Here is a 17,461-nt window from a genome sequence, read left to right on the forward strand (position 1 = left end):
AACAAGCTGACTTTATATGTCAGTGAGGCGAATATAAAGTACTGGCCATGGACAAGACACCCACTTTTTTTGGCCTGCAAGGCGTCAAGCGCCGCGTGATCTACGTGACCCTGTACGAGCTGATCGCCATCGGCGCCGCCACGGTGGGCCTGGCGCTGCTCACGGGCCAGGGCGCGGGGCATTCGAGCGTGGTGGCGGTGGCAGCCTCGGTGATCGCCATCGTCTGGAACATCGTCTTCAACTGGGCGTTCGAGCGCTGGGAGGCACGCCAGCCCGTGCGCGGGCGCAGCGTGGCGCGGCGCGTGGCGCACGCCATCGGGTTCGAGGGCGGCCTGGTGTTCACGCTGGTGCCGCTGTTTGCCTGGTGGTTTGGCGTGAGCCTGTGGCACGCGTTCGTGATGGACCTGGGGCTTATCGTGTTCTTCCTTTGTTACACCTTTGTCTTCAACTGGGTGTTTGACCACCTGTTCGGCCTGCCCGCGTCGGCCATGGCGGCGTAGTAACAACAGCCCCGAGCGCGCTTCTTCAAACAATGTCAACCGCCGTTCGCCGGCGGGCTGGGGCGCTCAGCCGCCACCCATAATCGGCCCCATGCGAGGGCCGTTTTTATTGCTGCTGCGGGGTTTGCGGGGTCGGTGGGCTGGCATGGCGGCCTGCTGCGTGCTGGCAGGCTGTGCCAGCAACGCCCCCACCCCGCGCGGCGAGGTGAAAGGTGCACCCACCCATGCCGCCGAACTGGCCCAGTCCGATGCCAACCGCATGGCCACCCTGGCCATGCAGGAAAACCTGGACGGCCTGCTGCGCCTGGCCGATAAGCTCTACCGCCGCAACCCTGGCGAATGGCGCAAGGGCGCCGCCACCAGCCGCGAACAGGCGCTGGAGCAGCTGCGCACCGCCGTGCTGCAGCGCCAGCCCTGGGCCCCACTGCAGGGCCGCCGCGACATCGCCGCCATGGCGCTTGCCCTGGCACCCGAGTTCGCAGGCGACCGCGTGGCGGCCTTCATTTACGCCACGGCCGACATGATCGTTACCGCCCACGGCGGCAAGACCGAGTTCTTCTTGCTCGACGGCATGGATGCCCAGCACCTCTACAACGCCGCGCGCAACGTCGAGACCGCCGTGTGGCTGCTGGCGCAGCGCCGCAACCCCCAAGGCCAGCCCCTGCTACTGGCCGACGAGATCGGCCAGCAGGGCCGCAACCTGAGCTTCGAGCGCGAGTTCGGCAAGATCATCGCGCGGCTGGACCTGCTGGCCGCGTTCACCACCGAAAAGTACCGCCGCGCTGCCATCAGTTACGTGCAGGGCATTGTGGGCGGTACCTTTTTGCAATTCCTGCCGGTGCGTTGATGCGGCGAACGCCAGCTCGTATCACCCGGTAAAATCCGCATCTGCCCAAGGAGCGTTGCAGCGGCCTCTCACCACGACGGGGCCGTCAGGCTTGGGTACCCAAAAGCTATTCAAGCCCCACCGCAACGACGCTCACCTGTTTTTCTGCTGCCCCTGCACAGGTGAGTCCTATGTCCGTGTCTGCCCCGTCCATCTCCCCCATGAAGCTGTCCGGCCTGGAGCCCGTCTCCATCGGCGAGGGCACGCTGTTCGTCAACATCGGCGAGCGCACCAACGTCACCGGCTCCAAGGCGTTTGCGCGCATGATCTTGAACGGCCAGTACGAAGAGGCCCTGGCCGTGGCGCGCCAGCAGGTAGAGAACGGCGCCCAGGTCATCGACATCAACATGGACGAGGCCATGCTCGACAGCAAGGCCGCCATGGTGCGCTTCCTGCAGCTGATCGCCTCCGAGCCTGACATCGCCCGCGTGCCCATCATGGTGGACTCCTCCAAGTGGGAGGTGATCGAAGCCGGTCTGCGCTGCATCCAGGGCAAGGGCATCGTCAACTCCATCAGCATGAAAGAGGGCGTGGAGAAGTTCAAGCACGAGGCGCGCCTCGTCAAGCGCTATGGCGCTGCGGCCGTGGTGATGGCGTTTGACGAAGTGGGCCAGGCCGACACTTACGCGCGCAAGATCGAGATCTGCGAACGTGCCTACCGCGTGTTGGTCGATGAGGTGGGCTTTCCGCCCGAAGACATCATCTTCGACCCCAACATCTTTGCGGTGGCCACCGGTATCGAGGAGCACAACAACTACGCGGTCGACTTCATCGAGGCCGTGCGTTGGATCAAGCAGAACCTGCCGGGCGCCAAGGTGTCGGGCGGTGTGTCGAATGTGTCGTTCAGCTTCCGCGGCAACGACCCGGTGCGCGAGGCCATCCACACCGTGTTCCTGTACCACGCCATCCAGGCGGGCATGGACATGGGCATCGTCAACGCGGGCATGGTGGGCGTGTACGACGACCTGGAGCCCGTGCTGCGTGAGCGTGTGGAAGACGTGGTGCTCAACCGCCGCCCCGACGCGGGTGAGCGCCTGGTGGAGATCGCCGAAACCGCCAAGAGCGGCGCCAAGGACGAGAGCAAGAAGCTCGAATGGCGCGGAACGCCCGAGCACCCCAAGACCGTGGGCGAGCGCCTGTCGCACGCGCTGGTGCATGGCATCACCGACTTCATCACCGAAGACACCGAAGAGGCCTACCGCGCCATCCTGGCCAAGGGTGGGCGCCCGCTGCACGTGATCGAAGGCCCGCTCATGGACGGCATGAACGTGGTGGGCGATCTGTTCGGCGCGGGCAAGATGTTCCTGCCCCAGGTGGTGAAAAGCGCGCGCGTGATGAAGCAGGCCGTGGCCCACCTGATCCCCTACATCGAAGAAGAAAAGCGCCAGGACGAACTGGCAGGGCGTGATGTGCGCAGCAAGGGCAAGATCATCATCGCCACTGTGAAAGGCGATGTGCACGACATCGGCAAGAACATCGTCACCGTGGTCCTGCAGTGCAACAACTTTGAGGTGGTGAACATGGGCGTGATGGTGCCCTGCCACGAGATTTTGGCGCGCGCCAAGGTCGAGGGGGCCGACATCGTGGGCCTGTCGGGCCTGATCACCCCCAGCCTCGAAGAGATGCAGTACGTGGCCGGCGAGATGCAGAAGGACGACCACTTCCGCATCAAGAAGATCCCGCTGCTCATCGGTGGCGCCACCACCAGCCGCGTGCACACCGCCGTCAAGATCGCTCCGCATTACGAAGGCCCTGTGGTCTACGTGCCCGATGCGTCCCGCAGCGTGAGCGTGGCGCAAAGCCTGCTGGGCGACGGCGTGCAGAGCTACGTGGATGAGCTGAACGCCGACTACGACAAGGTGCGCACCCAGCACGCCAACAAAAAGGCCACACCCCTGTGGCCCTTGGCCAAGATCCGCGCCAACAAGACGCCGATCGACTGGTCGGCCTACCAGCCCGCCGTGCCCCGCGCGCTGGGCCGCCGCGTGTTCAAGAACTTCGACCTGGCCGAGCTGGCCAAGTACATCGACTGGGGCCCGTTCTTCCAGACCTGGGACCTGGCCGGCCCGTACCCCGCCATCCTCACCGACGAGATCGTGGGCGTGGAAGCCACGCGTGTGTTTGCCGATGGGCAGGCCATGCTCAAGAAGATCATCGAAGGCCGGTGGCTCACGGCCAGCGGCGTGATGGCCCTGCTGCCCGCCAACAGCGTGAACGATGACGACATCGAGTTCTACACCGACGACACCCGCACCGAAGTGGCCATGACCTGGTACGGCCTGCGCCAGCAGGCCGAGAAACACACCATCGACGGCGTGACCCGCCCCAGCCGCTGCCTGGCCGACTTTGTGGCGCCCAAGTCCAGCGGCATTGCCGACTACGCCGGTATGTTTGCCGTGACGGCGGGCCTGGGCATCGAGAAGAAAGAAAAGGCCTTCATCGACGCGCTGGACGACTACTCCGCCATCATGTTCAAGAGCCTGGCCGACCGCCTGGCCGAAGCCTTTGCCGAAGCCCTGCACCACCGCGTGCGCACCGACCTGTGGGGCTACGCTGCCGGTGAAGCGCTGAGTAACGACGACATGATTGCCGAGAAGTACCAGGGCATCCGCCCCGCGCCCGGCTACCCCGCCTGCCCCGACCACAGCGCCAAGACCGACCTGTTCCGCGTGCTGCAGGCTGGCGAGATCGGCATGTCGCTCACCGAAAGCCTGGCCATGATGCCCGCCGCCAGCGTGAGCGGCTTCTACATCGGCCACCCCGACAGCGTGTACTTCAACGTGGGCAAGATTGGCGAAGACCAACTGCACGACATGGCCCAGCGCCGGGGCATGGACGAGAAGGTGCTGGAGCGGCTGCTGGCGCCGAACCTGTGATGCTATGAATTGAATAGCTTCCAGCGCTTGTTCGATAAGCGCTGAAAGCCTGTTTGATTCAAATGTCCCGGCCCATCAGCCCTTAGAGCTAGGCAGCTTCGCGATCACCTTGATCTCGAACTGGAATCCGTACAGCCAGGTCACCCCGATGCCGGTGAGCGTGGGGTAGGGCGCCTCCCCCCAGAACTCGGGCACGATGCCCCAGACGGTCGCGAAGTTCGCCTCCGGGTTGACCACGAACATCGTCACGTCCACCACGTCATCAAACGTGCAGCCTGCAGAGTGCAGCACGGCGTTGAGGTTGCTGAACGCCAGGCGTACCTGGGCTTTCAGGTCGGGCTCGGGCGAGCCATCCTCGCGGCTGCCCACCTGGCCCGAGACAAACAAGAAGCCGTTGGCGCGCACGGCGGGCGAATAGCGGTTGCGCTCGTACAGCGCCTGGCGGCCTGCGGGGAAGACAACATCACGGTGGAGCATGGGATTCCTTTCGTTCTGCAGGGCAGATGATTGCGATGAAAAGGCACTGTAGAAGCGCGCGTTGTTTTGATAAACCGGCTAATCTGTGCACCACTGTTCCTGATCACCAAACAATGACGGGCACGCCGCCCTTTCGGCACGCCTCAACTACCTGTACGCCATGGACCGTTTTGACGCCCTGCAGGCCTTTGCCCGCGTTGTGGAATCCGGCAGCTTCACCAAGGCTGCCCTCACCCTGCACCTGAGCCGCACCACCGTCACGCAGCTGGTGCAGCAGCTCGAAGCGCGCCTGCGCGTGAAGCTCCTGCACCGCACCACCCGGCGCGTGCAGGTCACGCCCGATGGTGCTGCCTACTACGAGCGCGTGGTGCGCCTGCTGGCCGACCTGGACGATGCCGATGCCAGCGTTTCCACCGCCGCCGCGGCGCCTCGGGGCCGCCTGCGGGTGGATGTGCCCAGCCCCCTGGCGCGCCTGGTCCTCATCCCCGCGCTGCCCGCGTTCCACGCGCAATACCCCGACATCCTCCTGCACATGGGCGTGAGCGACCGCCCCGTGGACATGGTGGGCGACAACGTGGACTGCGTGGTGCGCGGCGGCGCCCTCTCCAACCCGGCGCTCGTCGCACGCCATGTGGGCGACCTGCAACTGCGCGTGTATGCCGCCCCCAGCTACCTGCAGCGCGCGGGCACGCCCGAGCACCCGCAGGCGCTGGAAGGACCGCACCACCGCACCGTGGGTTTTTTGTGGGCGCGCACCGGCCAGCCTCTGCCTTTCGAGATGCGCCGCGGCACCGAACATGTGCACGCCCAAGGCCACGACATCTGCGCTGTGGACGACGGCAACGCCTACCTGGCCGCAGGCCTGGCGGGCCTGGGCGTGCTCTGGCTGCCCGACTACATGGCCCGCCCCCACGTGGCGGCTGGCGAGCTGGTGCCCCTGCTGCAGGACTGGACGCTGGAGCCGATGCCGCTGTACGTGGCTTACCCACCCCAGCGGCATGTGAGCGCCAAAGTGCGGGTGTTTATCGAATGGGTGGCGGGGTTGATGGCGCTGCATGCGCCGATTCATCGCTCTTCGAGGGCCCCATAAGACGCACCTTGGTCCGATGGAATTGTTCGTGAAGAGAAAGAGGCATGCCTGTTGGTACCAGCCTACAGCACCCATAGTGTGCGCTGTAAGAGTTGGAAACAGTTATCTGATTTAAAGAGCGCATTCATACAATCGCTCGCAAAAAGGAGTTGTATAAATGACAGATTCTTCACCAGTACCTCAGGATAAACGCGGATTTTTCATGCTGCCTCAAATGCCGGAGGAATCTGGCTATTACACCTATGGAACTCCTTTCGGTGGAAGAGGGCAATATGCCCATGTGCAAATGCTGAATTTCATTTTCAAACTTGAGCATGGCTGGAGCATCACAGAAGAGCGAAAAATCGGCATTGGTAACATCAGTTTGGCCGAAGGAAAAAAATTTCCACCGCATGCTAGCCACAGAAGCGGTCTGGAGGTCGATATTCGTCCCATTCGCAAGGATGGGCTGAAGCAGCCCGTCCGCTGGTCTAGCAAAGACTACGACCAAGCCGCGACGCAAAGGTTAGTAAATTTAATTTGGCAGACTGGCATGGTAAAAAAGGTTGGATTCAATGATCCCAAAATTGCCAATGCTACTTATATGAATGGACACGATGACCATTTGCATGTGGAAGTGCGAATTTGATCATTCCCGAGTATTGATTTCGGGCGACTGGTTGCGTTTCATTAATAAGTGCTGCCACGGGCCAAGATAAATACTCCATGTTTCTATATAAACAAGTAAAGGCTTAGGAATGAGAAAAGGTGTTGCGGTTATCGGAGTATTGCTTATGTGTGCAGGCGCGATAGCCGCAGACTGGGCATTTGAATTCAAGCCAGTCAATGCGCAAATGGCAATTTACTCTGGAGGTTTGGGCGATCCAGCAGCACCCACAGCCCAAGACGCCAAAGTGTCATTCCATGTGCAGGGTAGAGCTGCACGCGACTTGTTTGACCGCATGGGGCCCGACGTGAAGAGTGAGTGTGGGTCCGACCCGAAAACGCGTGCAAGAGTCCGTGACCGCCTTCAGTGCATTCGCTATTCCCCATCCGACTACAGCTGCTATTTCGGCTTTGATCTGAAAGACGGGAAAAGCATCGGCGGCAATATCTGTTGAGTAAGGCCAGACGACCTGCTGCTCAATAGGGGGCGTTTTCTCCGCTAGGCAGGACGCATGCGGATGCATGGCCGCGGTGGGTTGTCCGTGCCTGGCCCATTCCAAAACCGCCTAAGCCCTTTGATCAGGGTTGCACCAAGGCATTTTTCGCTTTAGCCCGGGTCCGCCCCACCCGCACTCTCCGCCATCTCCAACTGCATCATCACCATGTTGACCAGCGTGTGCACCGAAGGCCGCCCGGTCTCGATCACGTAGTGGGCGGTCTCGCGGTACAGGTGGTCGCGCTGGGCGTAGAGGTCGCGCAGCTTGTCCATGGGGTTACCGCCTTGCAGCAGGGGGCGGGTTTTGTCGTGTTTGACGCGCTTGAAGATTTCTTCGGGCGAGGCGCGCAGGTACAGCACATTGCCGAACTGGCGCAGCACCTCGCGGTTCTCCGGGCGCAGCACGGCGCCGCCGCCGGTGGACAGGACCATGCCGCCGGGCTGCTGGGCCACGTCGGCCAGCACCTGAGATTCGATGTCGCGAAAGCGGGCTTCGCCTTCGGCCTCGAAGAAGCTGCGGATGGTGGTGCCCAGGGTCTGTTCCAGCCGGTGGTCCAGGTCGATGAAGGGCACGCCCGCGCGGTGGGCCAGTTGCCGGCCGACGGTGGATTTGCCCGAGCCGGGCATGCCGACCAGTGCGCAGCGAATCTGCATAAGTTCAAGAAAGAGGTCTGGGGGACGGGCTTGCGCACTGCGGGTGGGGCTGTGTCGCGTGCCGTGACTGGGCGTTGAGTGTAAGCCGGGGCCCTGTTGCCATGCGCAGCGGTTGCAACTGGCGCGACCCCAGCGAGGGACGCCGAGCAAGGGCCGCCCCGCAGCGAGGGCGTCGTCCCCCTGCCCGCGCGCAGCGCGAGAGCGGGGGGAAGCGGCGAAGCCGCTCAGGGGGGTGTCCTAGTCACAGTGCGGCGTACACCAGCGCCGGATACAGCTCGCACAGATACCGCAGCTGGCCGGGCGCCTGCGTGAGCAGGATGGCAAACAGGTCTTCTGCCGGGTCCACAAAGAAGAAGGTGCCGCCCAAGCCGCTCCAGCTGTAGTGCCCGGCCGATCCGGGGCGGGTGGCCTGGCCCGTGGCGGTGCGCACGGCCACGCCCAGCCCAAAGCCATAGCCGGTGGGCAGGATGTCGCCCGCCACGGGCAGGTTGCCCAGGTGGTCGGCGGTCATGAAGTCCACCGTGGCGCGGCCCAGCAGGTGCACGGGGGCGCCAAGGCCGCTGGGGCCGTCCTGCCCGGGGGCAGTGCCCCTGCCCAGCATGAGCTGCAGAAAGCGTGCGTAGTCGCTGGCGGTAGACACCAGCCCGCCACCGGCCGACTCGAACACGGGCGGCGCGGTCACGTCGATCAGCGGCATGCCGATGCCGGTCTGCGGGTCGCGCTCAAAGGCTTCGGCCAGGCGGTGCTGCTGGGCGGCGGGCACCGAGAAGCCCGTGTCGTGCATGCCCAGCGGGCCGAACACGCGGCGCTGCAGGATGGCGCCCAGGCTTTCGCCCTCGATCACCTCCAGCACCGCGCCCAGCACGTCGGTGGCGCGGCTGTACTCCCAGCGGGTGCCAGGCTGGTGGATCAGGGGCAAGGGGCCCAGTGCCGCGACCAGGTCAGCATTGCTGTGGCGGCGCGAGCCGACGCGGGCGGCACGGTAGGCGTCTGGCACGGTGCCGGCCTCCCATGCGTAGCTCAGGCCGGCGGTGTGGCGCAGCAGGTCGTGCACCGTGGCCTCGCGCTGCACGGGGGCGGTGGTGCCGGTGGCTTCGTCGTACACGCGCTGGCCGCCAAACGCGGGCAGGTAGTGCGCCACGGGGTGCGACAGCAGCAGGCGGCCTTCTTCCATGAGCATCATCGCCACCAGCGAGGCGATGGGCTTGGTCATGGAATAAATGCGGAACAACGTGTCCGGCGCCATGGCGGGCACCGCCGATCCGGCGACGGGCGGGCGCTGGTGGCCCACCGCCGTGTGCAGCACCGTGTGGCCCCGGTGGTGGACCAGGGCCACGGCACCGGGCAGCAGGCCCTGGTCCACATGGGTTTGCAGCACGGAGCGCAGGCGGGCGAGGGCGGTGGGGTTCATGGCAGTGGGAAGTAGGTTTCAGGTGATTTTGGCTGGTAGCGCTAGTGCATATTGCGCTGGTAGCTATCAAAAACAGAGCGTATGACGCAGGCCTTCCATGGTGGCTTCAGGGGGGCGCATTGGCCGCGCGGCTGCGTTCCTGCTCTTGCAGCTCGCGCCATTGCACCTTGCCCGTGCCGGACTTGGGCAGGCTGTCCACCAGCTGCACGATGCGCGGGCTTTTGTAGGCGGCCATGTGTTCGTGGCTCCAGTTGATGATGGACTGCTCGCTCACCTGGCCCTTGAAGGCGTCGCGCAGCACGACCAGGGCCTTCACCGTCTCGCCCCGGCGCTCGTCGTGCGCGGCGATCACGCACACCTCCTGGATGGCAGGGTGGGCGTACATCATGGCCTCGACCTCGGCGGGCCAGACCTTGAAGCCCGACGCATTGATCATGCGCTTGAGCCGGTCCACCATGAAGAAGTAGCCGTCCTCGTCCACCTGCGCCAGGTCGCCGGTGCGCAGAAAGCGCTTGCCGTCCAGCGTCACAAAGCTGTCGGCAGTGGCCTGTGGGTTGTTCCAGTAGCCCTGCATGACCTGGGGGCCATGCACCACGATCTCGCCAATCTCGCCCGGGGGCAGTTCGGCGAACGTGGCCGGGTCCACCACGCGCGCATCCACGTCGAACACCGGGATGCCCAGGCACTGCGGCTTGGGGCGGTGGGGCGGGTTGATGTGGGTGGCGGCCATGGTCTCGGACATGCCGTAGCCCTCCACGTAGTCGAGACCGGTCAGGTCCTTCAGCTGCTGCGCCACGGCCTTGGGCATGGCCGCGCCGCCGCCGCGTATGGCCTGGATGCTGCTGATGTCGTAGTCGGCGATGCGCGGGTTGGCCAGAAAGTCCACCACCATGGTCGAGATGGCCTGCCAGATGGTGACCCGGTAACGCTGGATGAGCTGGGCGGCGGCGTCACGGTCCCAGCGCGGCAGCACAACCACGGTGGCGCCCACAAACAGCGGCCCGTTCATGCTGCCCGACAGGCCGGTGACGTGGAACAGCGGCAGCACCGCGAGGTAGGTCGAATCCTGCGTGCGCGCAAACCACTGCACGCCGCCCACCAGCGTGCTCATGGCGCTGCAGTGCGTGTGCATGCAGCCCTTGGGGTGGCCCGTGGTGCCCGAGGTGTAGGGCATCACGCACAGGTCGTCGGGCCCGGTGGTGATGGGGCCTGGGGTGCGCTGCTGCGCCATCATGTCGCTCCACAGCGTGACGCCGGGGGCATCAATCGTCTGGCGCGGAGCGCTGACGAAAGCGGGCACGGGCAGCTCGGTGGGCACCTGCAGGTAGTCGCTGTAGGCGGCCACGATCAGGTGCTTCAGCTTGCCTTCGCCGCCAGTAGCATCCACCAAAGGCTGGGCCTGCGCATGCAGATCCTGCGGCACAAAGGCCACGGTGGCGCCGCTATCGTGCACGTAGTGGCGCAGCTCGTCGGTGCGGTTCATGGGGTTCACCGGCACCACCACCGCGTTGGCGCGCAGGATGCCGTAGAACGCCAGAATCCACTGCGGGCTGTTCTGCATGTACAGCAGCACGCGATCGCCCGCCTTCACGCCACACACCTGCTGCAAAAAGCCCGCGATGTGCTCGGCCTGCTGCTGGAACTGGCGGAAGGTCACCAGCGTGTCGTAGAACACCAGAAAGGGCTTGTTCGGGTAACGTGCGGCCGACACCTCGGCGTTGTGAAACAGGTGCGTCTGCGGCAGCGTGAGGTGACGCGACAGGCCGGGCGGCCAGTGGGCGAGGTGGCGGTCGGACATGGGTTACGGAACGCTGGGTTGGTTCGTGCAGGGTACCAGCCGGGCAAAACAGGGCGTAACCCAGGCGAGGGACGGCCAGCAAGGGCCGCCCCGCAGCAAAGGCCGCCGTCGCCCGGAGGGGGAAGGCGCGCAGCGCCTCAGGGGGCTCAAATCAAACTGGCACCACCGTCCACCACGATGCTTTCACCCGTGATGTGCCGCGAGGCGTTGGACGCCAGGAACACCACCGCGCCCTTGAGGTCCTCTTCGCCGCCAATGCGGCGCAGGGGCGTGCGCTCGATCATCGCAGGGCCCAGCTTTTCAATCAGGCCGCTGGCCATTTTGCTGGGGAAGAAGCCGGGGCAGATCGCATTGACGCGAACGCCGTAGTGCCCCCATTCGGACGCCAGCGTGCGCGCAAAGTGCAGCGCGGCGGCTTTGGAGGTGTTGTAAGCAATGGTGTTCATGCCCGGGGGCGTGCCCTTGAGCGCGGCCACCGAGGCCGTGACGATGATCGAGCCCTTGCCGCGCGGAATCATGCAGCGCTTGCCCACTTCGCGCGACAGGAAAAACGGGGCGCTCACGTTCAGGTCCATCACCTTGTGCCAGGCGGCGTCGGGGTAGTCCTCGGCCTTGGCGCCCCAGGTGGCGCCCGCGTTGTTGACCAGGATGTCGATGGTGCCAAAGCGCTCGACCACCTGGTCCACCAGGCCGGGGATGTCCTCGGTCTTTTGGAGGTCGTTTACCACGGTCAGCACCTCGTAGCCCTGCGCCTCCAGGTGCTTCTTGGCCTCGGCCAGCTCATCGGCCTTGCGCGCGGTGATGGCGAGTTTGGCGCCCATTTCGCCCAGGGCCTCGGCCATCTGCAGGCCCAGGCCGCGCGAGCCGCCGGTGACCAGGGCGACCTGGCCGGTGAGATCGAAGAGTTGCTTGACGCTCATGGAAAAAACGCTTTCGTGCAGAGAGAGGGTGAAGGTGAATGAATACCCGATCCCGGGTCCCGGTGGCTCGTGGCGCGCCGGGTGGGGCGAAGGGGTGCAGGGAAGGCGACGGTGGCCGCCGTGCAAGCTGGTCGGTCAGCGCTTCATGCTAGTCCCGCGTCCGCCCGGTGTAAAACCGCCACTGTCACCTTTGAAACTCTGTGCGCTGCCGCTTTTTTCGCTGCGTGTGGGATGGCGCCTACCCCCGCTTGCGGCCACGGCGGATGGACGGATGAGCGCCCCGGCCCTACGCTCGCGGGGGATGAACGAGTCTTCCCCGCCCCTGGCGACAACCACCCCCTGGCTTGCCCGCATGGCCCAGCCCCTGCAGCCGCTGTGGCGCCTGGTGCAGCCGTTCTGGCGCGCCGCGCAGATGTGGCTGGACGCCGATGGGCTGCGCATGAGCGCGGCCATGTCGTTCTACGGCATGCTCAGCCTGGCGCCCTTGCTGCTGCTGTTGGTGGGCGTGCTGGGCTGGTGGGTGGACCGCAGCTACCTGGAGAGCAGCCTGGTTGCCCAGGTGCAGTCGGTGATGGGCCAGCAGGTGGCCGATGTGGTGCGCCAGGCCATGGCCAGCGCCCAGGCCCCGTCCGAGGGGCGACTGGCATCGGCCATCGGTTTTGTGGTGCTGGTCTCGGGCGCCACCGGGGTGTTTGTGGAGCTGCAGTCGGCGCTGGAGCGGCTGTGGCGCCGGGATGGCTACACACCGCCCCAGCGGGCCGCGTGGTGGCGCATGGCGTCGCTGCGGCTGCGGGGGCTGGCCTATGTGCTGGCGCTGGGCTTTTTGCTCATGGTGTCGCTGGCGCTGTCCACGCTGATCCACCTGTTGGCGGGCTGGGCGGGAGAGCGGCTGACCGTGGCACACCTGCCCACCTTGGCGCCCCTGGCACCGCTGCTGCAGGTCGTCAACGAAGCCATTGCCTTCGGGTTTGCGGTGGCCCTGTTTGTGGGGCTCATGCGCATCGGCGCGGGCCCCAAGCCGTCGCTGCGCTACCTGGTGATGGGCGCCGTGGTGGGGGCCACACTGTTCACGGTCGGCAAGCAGCTGCTGGCGTGGTACCTGTCCACAGCAGCCGTGGTGTCGGCCTATGGTGCGGCGGGTTCGCTGGTGGTGCTGCTCATGTGGATCTATTTTTCATCGGCCATCCTGCTGTTTTCTGCCAGCTGCGCCCAGGCGCTGGAGCAGGCCTTGCACCCCGGGCCACGCCGACCGGCGGGCTGGGCCCGGTGGACGGCCGCGGCCCGCGCGCGGGTGCAGGAGCTGTAAATGTTGGCAACAGCGCACAACAAGCGGGGGCCAGCGCGGCGCCCGGATCGTTCGGGCCGCTGCGATGGTGCCCGTTGCGCCGCCGGGCCGTGCGGGCAGGGCCCATATGCGGGGCCTGGCGCCGCAAGTGCTGGCCAAGGTGGTTTACCGCTGCTTACTGCCGCTTACAAACCGGCCACACCGCAGCGCCCCCCGCTGTGTACCTTTGCACCATCCAGGCCGTTGAAACACCACGGCCCCATTCCGTAGCGGGCGTGCAGCGCACATCTACCTGCCGCCCCGTGCGGATTTCTCCGACATGAACAAGGACATGACCATGAACCTGACTGTTTCTTCTCCTGCCTCGCCCGTACCCGCAGCAGCCCCCGCCGGACCAGCCCTGAAATGGATGTGGGCGGCCATTGGCGCGCTGGGCGTGAGCGTGCTGGCCTTGGGCGCCACTCTGGTGATGCAAAACCGTACGCCCTCGGCAGCAGCCGATGCGACAGCCCCCGCCACCCTGGCGGCGGCCCCCCGCACGCCCGAATCCGAGATCATTGAAGAAAAACGGGCCCAAGCGCCGGTTGTATCTGCCCAGAGTGCTATGAATAGCGGAGCAAACTACCGTCCGCAGACCGGCGGCAGCGCAGGCCGATCCGGTGACGTGGCGGGTGGCATGGCCCCAGGGGGCGCTGCGCAGCCCGTGCGCGCTGCAGCCCCTGTGTGCCGCAGCTGCGGCCGTGTCGAATCGGTGCAGGCCGTTCAACAAGCCGCCCCCGCCACGGGCGTAGGGGCCGTGGCCGGTGGTGTGCTGGGCGCCGTTGTGGGCAACCAGATCGGCAAGGGCAGCGGCCGCACCGCTGCCACCGTGCTGGGCGCTGTGGGCGGTGGTTATGTGGGCCACAAGGTGGAAGAGCGCACGCGCACGACCACCGTGTACCAGGTCGCCGTGCGAATGGAGGATGGCTCGCTGCGCCACTTCCAGCGCGCTGAACCCACCGCCGTGGGCACGCCCGTGGTGCTGCAGGGCAAGGGCTTCCGCATGGACCAGGGCGGCTCGGCCCGTGCTGCAGACCCCTATGCGCAGCCACAGCCCCAGCCAGGTGCGGTGCGGGTGTCGGACACCTACTGAGCCCGTCGCTTCCCTCCAAACAAAAGCCCGCCAATGCGGGCTTTTGTTTTTGTCGCTGTTGGTTGCTGGTGGCTGGTTGGCGGGTTACAGCACCACTGGGATCTCGGTCGCAGGCGGCGTGTTGCGGCTGCGTCCACAGCGCACCAGGCCGTCGATCATCACCATGCCAATGCCCGGGATGTCGCCCAGCTGCACGCTCTCCAGCAGCGTGGCACCCGCAGTGTGCTGCGCACGGTCCATGAACACAAAGTCCGCCGCGCGGCCCACCTCGATCAGGCCGCAGTTCAGGTTGCGGATGCGCGCCGTATTGCCCGTGGCAAAGCAGAACACCAGCTCGGCGGGGATGTCGGCAAAGCTCGAGATCAGCGCAATCATGCGCAGCATGCCCAGCGGCTGCACGCCCGAGCCGGCCGGACCGTCGGTGCCAAGGATCACGCGGTGTGGGCACTTGAGCTCGATGGCCGCCCGCGCGGCCTGGATGGCGATCTTCTCGTTGCCGTTGTGCACCAGTTCGATGGCGCGCGACGACTTCTCGCACAACTCGCACACATGCTTCCAGGGCAGCGAGGTGTGGCCGCCATTGATGTGGCCGATCACGTCGGCATCGGCCTCCAGCACCACGTCCTTGTCGATCAGGCCCGAGCCCGGGATGGACGGGCCGCCCGTGTGGATGGTGCTCTGGATGCCGTGCTTGCGCGCCCAGGCCACCATCTGCTGGGCCTCGTAGCCCGCCTTGACGGAGCCCAGGCCCACTTCGCCCAGCAGCGTCACGCCCGCGTCGGCCAGGTCCTTGAAGTCCTGCTCGGTCATGCCTTTCTCGATCACCGGGGCGCCTGCAATCACCTTCACGCCGCCGGGGCGGAAGTTGTCGAACGAGCGCTGCGCGGTGATGGCCAGCGCCTTCAGGCCCACGATGTCCTTGGGCCGGCCGGGCAGGTGCACCTCGCCGGCCGAGACCATGGTGGTCACGCCGCCATTCATGGTCGAGTCGATCCAGCCGATCTGGTTCTGGCGCGGCGTCCAGTCGCCAAACACGGGGTGCACATGGCTGTCGATCAGGCCCGGCGCCACACAGGTCTGGCGTGCGTCGATCACGGTGTTGGCGTGGTCGGTATTGCAGTCCTTGTAGCGGCCCACGGCCACGATGAGGCCGTCATTCACCACGATGGTGTCGGCGTCGAGGATGGGGTGGTCCAGGTCGCCCGACAACAAAAGACCGATGTTCTGGATGACGACCTTGCCCGATTTGCCGCCTGCTGCTGCTTCTGCCATGGATTCTCCTCGTGGGGTGGTGGGCGGGGCACCACGCGGCACCCCGCAGGGAAAAATCTCTTGTTGATTCAGGCCGCTGCCCTGCCCTTGGGCAGGCTGGGGCCGGGTGCCACGGTGCGCAGCACGCTGTCGATGACGAAGGATTCCCAGTGCGCCAGCGCGTCGGGCGTCTCCAGGTCTTCGCCCAGAAAGGCCGACAGCGTGTGCCGGTTGGACATGTAGAAGTAGCCCGTGGCGGCGATCAGCAGGTACACATCGCGCGCCGACACGTCCTTGCGGAACAGCCCTTGCGCCTGGCCGCTTTCGAGCACGCGGCGGATCACCTCGATGGCGGGCGACGAGTATTCACGGGCGCGCATCGACTTGGAGATGTGCTTGCCCTTGTGCAGGTTCTCGGTGTTGAGCAGCGTGATGAACTCGGGGTTCTTGCGGTAGTAGCCCACCACAAAGCGGATTACCGCCTGCAGCGCCTCCACCGGTTTGGCGGTGTCCAGGTCCAGCTTGGACTCCGCATCGTTCATGCGCCGGTAGGTTTCCTCCAGCACCTCGATGAACAGGCCTTCCTTGCTGCCGAAGTAGTAATAGATCATCCGGTCGAACGACTTGGCCGCCTTGGAGATCTTCTCCACGCTGCCGCCTTCGTAGCCGTAGCGGGCGAACACTTTGGTCGCCGCCTTCAGGATGTTGTCGCGCGTGGTCTGTGCGGCCTGCTCGCGCACGCCCGTCTTGCGGGCGGATGCGGCGCGGGGGGACGCGGTCCGGGTCTTGGTGGGAGTGGCAGACATGGCGGGTCCTGGTGGATGAGGCGGGCCCCCGGTAAGGGGGCCGCCGGGGGATCACTGCTCTGCGAACGCGCGCTCGATCACGAAGTCGCCGGGCTTCGTGGTGTTGCCTTCCTTGAAGCCACGCTCTTCCATCATGTGCTTGAGGTCGCGCAGCATTTCGGGGCTGCCGCAGATCATCACGCGATCTTCGGTGGGGTTGAGTGCGGGCAGGCCCAGGTCGCGGGCCATCTGGCCGTTTTCGATCACGGTGGTCACACGGCCTTGGTGCTTGAAAGGCTCGCGCGTCACGGTGGGGTAGTACTTGAGCTGCTTGGTGACCATCTCGCCCAGGAACTCGTGTTGTGGCAGCTCCTGCGTGATGTAGTCGTGGTAGGCCAGCTCCTTCACCTCGCGCACGCCGTGCACCAGGATGACTTCCTCGAACTTCTCATAAGTCTCGGGGTCGCGGATCAAGCTCAGGAACGGGGCCACGCCCGTGCCGGTGGAGAGCATGTACAGCCGCTTGGCGGGCAGCAGGTAGTCGATCAGCAGGGTGCCTGTGGGCTTCTTGCCGACCACGATGGTGTCGCCCACCTTGATGTGCTGCAGGCGCGAGGTCAGCGGGCCGTCGGGCACCTTGATGGAGAGGAACTCCAGGTGCTCTTCGTAGTTGGGGCTGACGATGCTATAGGCGCGCAGCAGGGGTTTGCCGTTTTCGCCGCGCAGGCCAATCATCGTGAAATGGCCGTTGGAGAAGCGCAGCGCGGTGTCGCGCGTGGTGGTGAAGGAGAAAAGGCGGTCCGTCCAGTGGTGGACCGTCAGGACGCGTTCGTCAAGAAAGGCGCTCATGGTGCGTTAGATGGAAAAGTTGGAAGCAAATAAGGAATTTGGCTGAAGAGCAGGGCCCCATGCGCTCTACAGCGCAATGTTCAGGCCTGAAAGCTTGTGGCTCACAACCCTCCATTGTTCCGCATCTGGCAAAGCCGCTTTTCTTTTGGTGATTGTGGGGAGCGTGGGCGCCAGCTTTTTGTTGAACTGCAGAAAGATTTCCATGCCTTCGGGCAGGTCGTCTTCGGCATAGATGGCGTTGGCCGGGCACTCCGGAATGCACACCGCGCAGTCGATGCATTCGTCCGGGTCAATGACCAGGTATTCCGGCCCTTCCTTGAAGCAATCGACAGGGCACACATCGACGCAGTCGGTGTACTTGCACCGAATGCAGGCGTCTGTCACAACGTGCGTCATTTTGGGGCTC

General features: G+C 65.2%; 17 protein-coding genes and 1 riboswitch. Of the genes, 8 read left to right on the plus strand and 9 right to left on the minus strand.

Annotated elements, in window-relative coordinates; all coding sequences use genetic code 11:
- The first annotated feature begins 47 nt into the window (after nt 1-47).
- The 3 genes from N4G42_RS01115 (at nt 48) to metH (ending at nt 4,262) form a co-directional block, all read left to right on the plus strand.
- The gene (locus N4G42_RS01115; protein ID WP_260665844.1) at nt 48-500 is read left to right on the plus strand and encodes a PACE efflux transporter; all 453 of its coding nucleotides are present in this window, start codon (nt 48-50) and stop codon (nt 498-500) included.
- Between the two features lie 91 nt (nt 501-591).
- Complete coding sequence (locus N4G42_RS01120; RefSeq protein ID WP_409557785.1) at nt 592-1,347, plus strand: hypothetical protein; 756 nt, start codon at nt 592-594, stop codon at nt 1,345-1,347.
- Between the two features lie 41 nt (nt 1,348-1,388).
- Nucleotides 1,389-1,488: riboswitch (S-adenosyl-L-homocysteine riboswitch) on the plus strand.
- A gap of 20 nt (nt 1,489-1,508) precedes the next feature.
- Nucleotides 1,509-4,262 carry a methionine synthase gene (gene metH, locus N4G42_RS01125; RefSeq protein ID WP_260665846.1) on the plus strand — a complete coding sequence of 918 codons (2,754 nt, stop codon included), beginning with the start codon at nt 1,509-1,511 and terminating at the stop codon, nt 4,260-4,262.
- Between the two features lie 75 nt (nt 4,263-4,337).
- On the opposite strand, the gene N4G42_RS01130 is transcribed toward metH, so the two are convergent.
- Complete coding sequence (locus N4G42_RS01130; RefSeq protein WP_260665847.1) at nt 4,338-4,739, minus strand: RidA family protein; 402 nt, start codon at nt 4,737-4,739, stop codon at nt 4,338-4,340.
- A gap of 160 nt (nt 4,740-4,899) precedes the next feature.
- Between N4G42_RS01130 and N4G42_RS01135 the strand changes: the two genes are divergently transcribed.
- The 3 genes from N4G42_RS01135 (at nt 4,900) to N4G42_RS01145 (ending at nt 6,929) form a co-directional block, all read left to right on the plus strand.
- Entirely contained in the window at nt 4,900-5,829 is a 930-nt protein-coding gene (locus N4G42_RS01135) for a LysR family transcriptional regulator (RefSeq protein ID WP_260665848.1), read from the plus strand.
- A gap of 157 nt (nt 5,830-5,986) precedes the next feature.
- Nucleotides 5,987-6,457, plus strand: a complete 471-nt coding sequence (locus N4G42_RS01140) for a penicillin-insensitive murein endopeptidase (RefSeq protein WP_082522291.1) — start codon at nt 5,987-5,989, stop codon at nt 6,455-6,457.
- Nucleotides 6,458-6,566: 109 nt separating this feature from the next.
- A complete protein-coding gene (locus tag N4G42_RS01145; protein ID WP_146185468.1) occupies nt 6,567-6,929 on the plus strand; it encodes a hypothetical protein in 363 nt (120 codons plus the stop codon).
- Between the two features lie 152 nt (nt 6,930-7,081).
- On the opposite strand, the gene N4G42_RS01150 is transcribed toward N4G42_RS01145, so the two are convergent.
- The 4 genes from N4G42_RS01150 to N4G42_RS01165 all read right to left on the minus strand — a co-directional run bounded on the left by N4G42_RS01150 (nt 7,082) and on the right by N4G42_RS01165 (nt 11,753).
- Entirely contained in the window at nt 7,082-7,624 is a 543-nt protein-coding gene (locus N4G42_RS01150) for a shikimate kinase (RefSeq protein WP_056057143.1), read from the minus strand.
- Between the two features lie 241 nt (nt 7,625-7,865).
- Entirely contained in the window at nt 7,866-9,035 is a 1,170-nt protein-coding gene (locus N4G42_RS01155) for a serine hydrolase domain-containing protein (protein WP_260665850.1), read from the minus strand.
- A gap of 106 nt (nt 9,036-9,141) precedes the next feature.
- Nucleotides 9,142-10,833 (minus strand): long-chain fatty acid--CoA ligase, encoded by a 1,692-nt coding sequence (locus tag N4G42_RS01160; protein WP_260665851.1) that lies wholly within the window; start codon nt 10,831-10,833, stop codon nt 9,142-9,144.
- Nucleotides 10,834-10,979: 146 nt separating this feature from the next.
- A complete protein-coding gene (locus tag N4G42_RS01165; RefSeq protein WP_056742279.1) occupies nt 10,980-11,753 on the minus strand; it encodes an SDR family oxidoreductase in 774 nt (257 codons plus the stop codon).
- Between the two features lie 301 nt (nt 11,754-12,054).
- Between N4G42_RS01165 and N4G42_RS01170 the strand changes: the two genes are divergently transcribed.
- Nucleotides 12,055-13,059 (plus strand): YihY/virulence factor BrkB family protein, encoded by a 1,005-nt coding sequence (locus N4G42_RS01170; RefSeq protein WP_409557786.1) that lies wholly within the window; start codon nt 12,055-12,057, stop codon nt 13,057-13,059.
- 316 nt (nt 13,060-13,375) lie between these two features.
- Nucleotides 13,376-14,170, plus strand: a complete 795-nt coding sequence (locus tag N4G42_RS01175) for a glycine zipper 2TM domain-containing protein (RefSeq protein WP_260665852.1) — start codon at nt 13,376-13,378, stop codon at nt 14,168-14,170.
- Nucleotides 14,171-14,254: 84 nt separating this feature from the next.
- On the opposite strand, the gene N4G42_RS01180 is transcribed toward N4G42_RS01175, so the two are convergent.
- The 4 genes from N4G42_RS01180 to fdxA all read right to left on the minus strand — a co-directional run bounded on the left by N4G42_RS01180 (nt 14,255) and on the right by fdxA (nt 17,451).
- Nucleotides 14,255-15,442: an amidohydrolase family protein gene (locus tag N4G42_RS01180; protein WP_260665853.1), complete on the minus strand. Its 1,188-nt coding sequence runs from the start codon at nt 15,440-15,442 to the stop codon at nt 14,255-14,257.
- Nucleotides 15,443-15,510: 68 nt separating this feature from the next.
- Nucleotides 15,511-16,227: a TetR/AcrR family transcriptional regulator gene (locus N4G42_RS01185; RefSeq protein ID WP_056742275.1), complete on the minus strand. Its 717-nt coding sequence runs from the start codon at nt 16,225-16,227 to the stop codon at nt 15,511-15,513.
- A 51-nt stretch (nt 16,228-16,278) separates the two neighbouring features.
- Nucleotides 16,279-17,055: a ferredoxin--NADP reductase gene (locus N4G42_RS01190; protein WP_056742273.1), complete on the minus strand. Its 777-nt coding sequence runs from the start codon at nt 17,053-17,055 to the stop codon at nt 16,279-16,281.
- Between the two features lie 66 nt (nt 17,056-17,121).
- Nucleotides 17,122-17,451: a ferredoxin FdxA gene (fdxA, locus tag N4G42_RS01195; protein ID WP_056057161.1), complete on the minus strand. Its 330-nt coding sequence runs from the start codon at nt 17,449-17,451 to the stop codon at nt 17,122-17,124.
- Nucleotides 17,452-17,461: the final 10 nt, after the last annotated feature.

This window comes from Acidovorax sp. K2F (assembly GCF_025246485.1).
Taxonomy (GTDB): domain Bacteria; phylum Pseudomonadota; class Gammaproteobacteria; order Burkholderiales; family Burkholderiaceae_C; genus Acidovorax; species Acidovorax delafieldii.

Coding starts and splice junctions, on each gene's coding strand:
- N4G42_RS01115 (WP_260665844.1), top strand. CDS start 48: ATGGACAAGACACCCACTTTTTTTGGCCTGCAAGGCGTCAAGCGCCGC.
- N4G42_RS01120 (WP_409557785.1), top strand. CDS start 592: ATGCGAGGGCCGTTTTTATTGCTGCTGCGGGGTTTGCGGGGTCGGTGG.
- N4G42_RS01130 (WP_260665847.1), bottom strand. CDS start 4,739: ATGCTCCACCGTGATGTTGTCTTCCCCGCAGGCCGCCAGGCGCTGTAC.
- N4G42_RS01135 (WP_260665848.1), top strand. CDS start 4,900: ATGGACCGTTTTGACGCCCTGCAGGCCTTTGCCCGCGTTGTGGAATCC.
- N4G42_RS01140 (WP_082522291.1), top strand. CDS start 5,987: ATGACAGATTCTTCACCAGTACCTCAGGATAAACGCGGATTTTTCATG.
- N4G42_RS01145 (WP_146185468.1), top strand. CDS start 6,567: ATGAGAAAAGGTGTTGCGGTTATCGGAGTATTGCTTATGTGTGCAGGC.
- N4G42_RS01150 (WP_056057143.1), bottom strand. CDS start 7,624: ATGCAGATTCGCTGCGCACTGGTCGGCATGCCCGGCTCGGGCAAATCC.
- N4G42_RS01155 (WP_260665850.1), bottom strand. CDS start 9,035: ATGAACCCCACCGCCCTCGCCCGCCTGCGCTCCGTGCTGCAAACCCAT.
- N4G42_RS01160 (WP_260665851.1), bottom strand. CDS start 10,833: ATGTCCGACCGCCACCTCGCCCACTGGCCGCCCGGCCTGTCGCGTCAC.
- N4G42_RS01165 (WP_056742279.1), bottom strand. CDS start 11,753: ATGAGCGTCAAGCAACTCTTCGATCTCACCGGCCAGGTCGCCCTGGTC.
- N4G42_RS01170 (WP_409557786.1), top strand. CDS start 12,055: ATGAACGAGTCTTCCCCGCCCCTGGCGACAACCACCCCCTGGCTTGCC.
- N4G42_RS01175 (WP_260665852.1), top strand. CDS start 13,376: ATGAACCTGACTGTTTCTTCTCCTGCCTCGCCCGTACCCGCAGCAGCC.
- N4G42_RS01180 (WP_260665853.1), bottom strand. CDS start 15,442: ATGGCAGAAGCAGCAGCAGGCGGCAAATCGGGCAAGGTCGTCATCCAG.
- N4G42_RS01185 (WP_056742275.1), bottom strand. CDS start 16,227: ATGTCTGCCACTCCCACCAAGACCCGGACCGCGTCCCCCCGCGCCGCA.
- N4G42_RS01190 (WP_056742273.1), bottom strand. CDS start 17,055: ATGAGCGCCTTTCTTGACGAACGCGTCCTGACGGTCCACCACTGGACG.
- fdxA (WP_056057161.1), bottom strand. CDS start 17,451: ATGACGCACGTTGTGACAGACGCCTGCATTCGGTGCAAGTACACCGAC.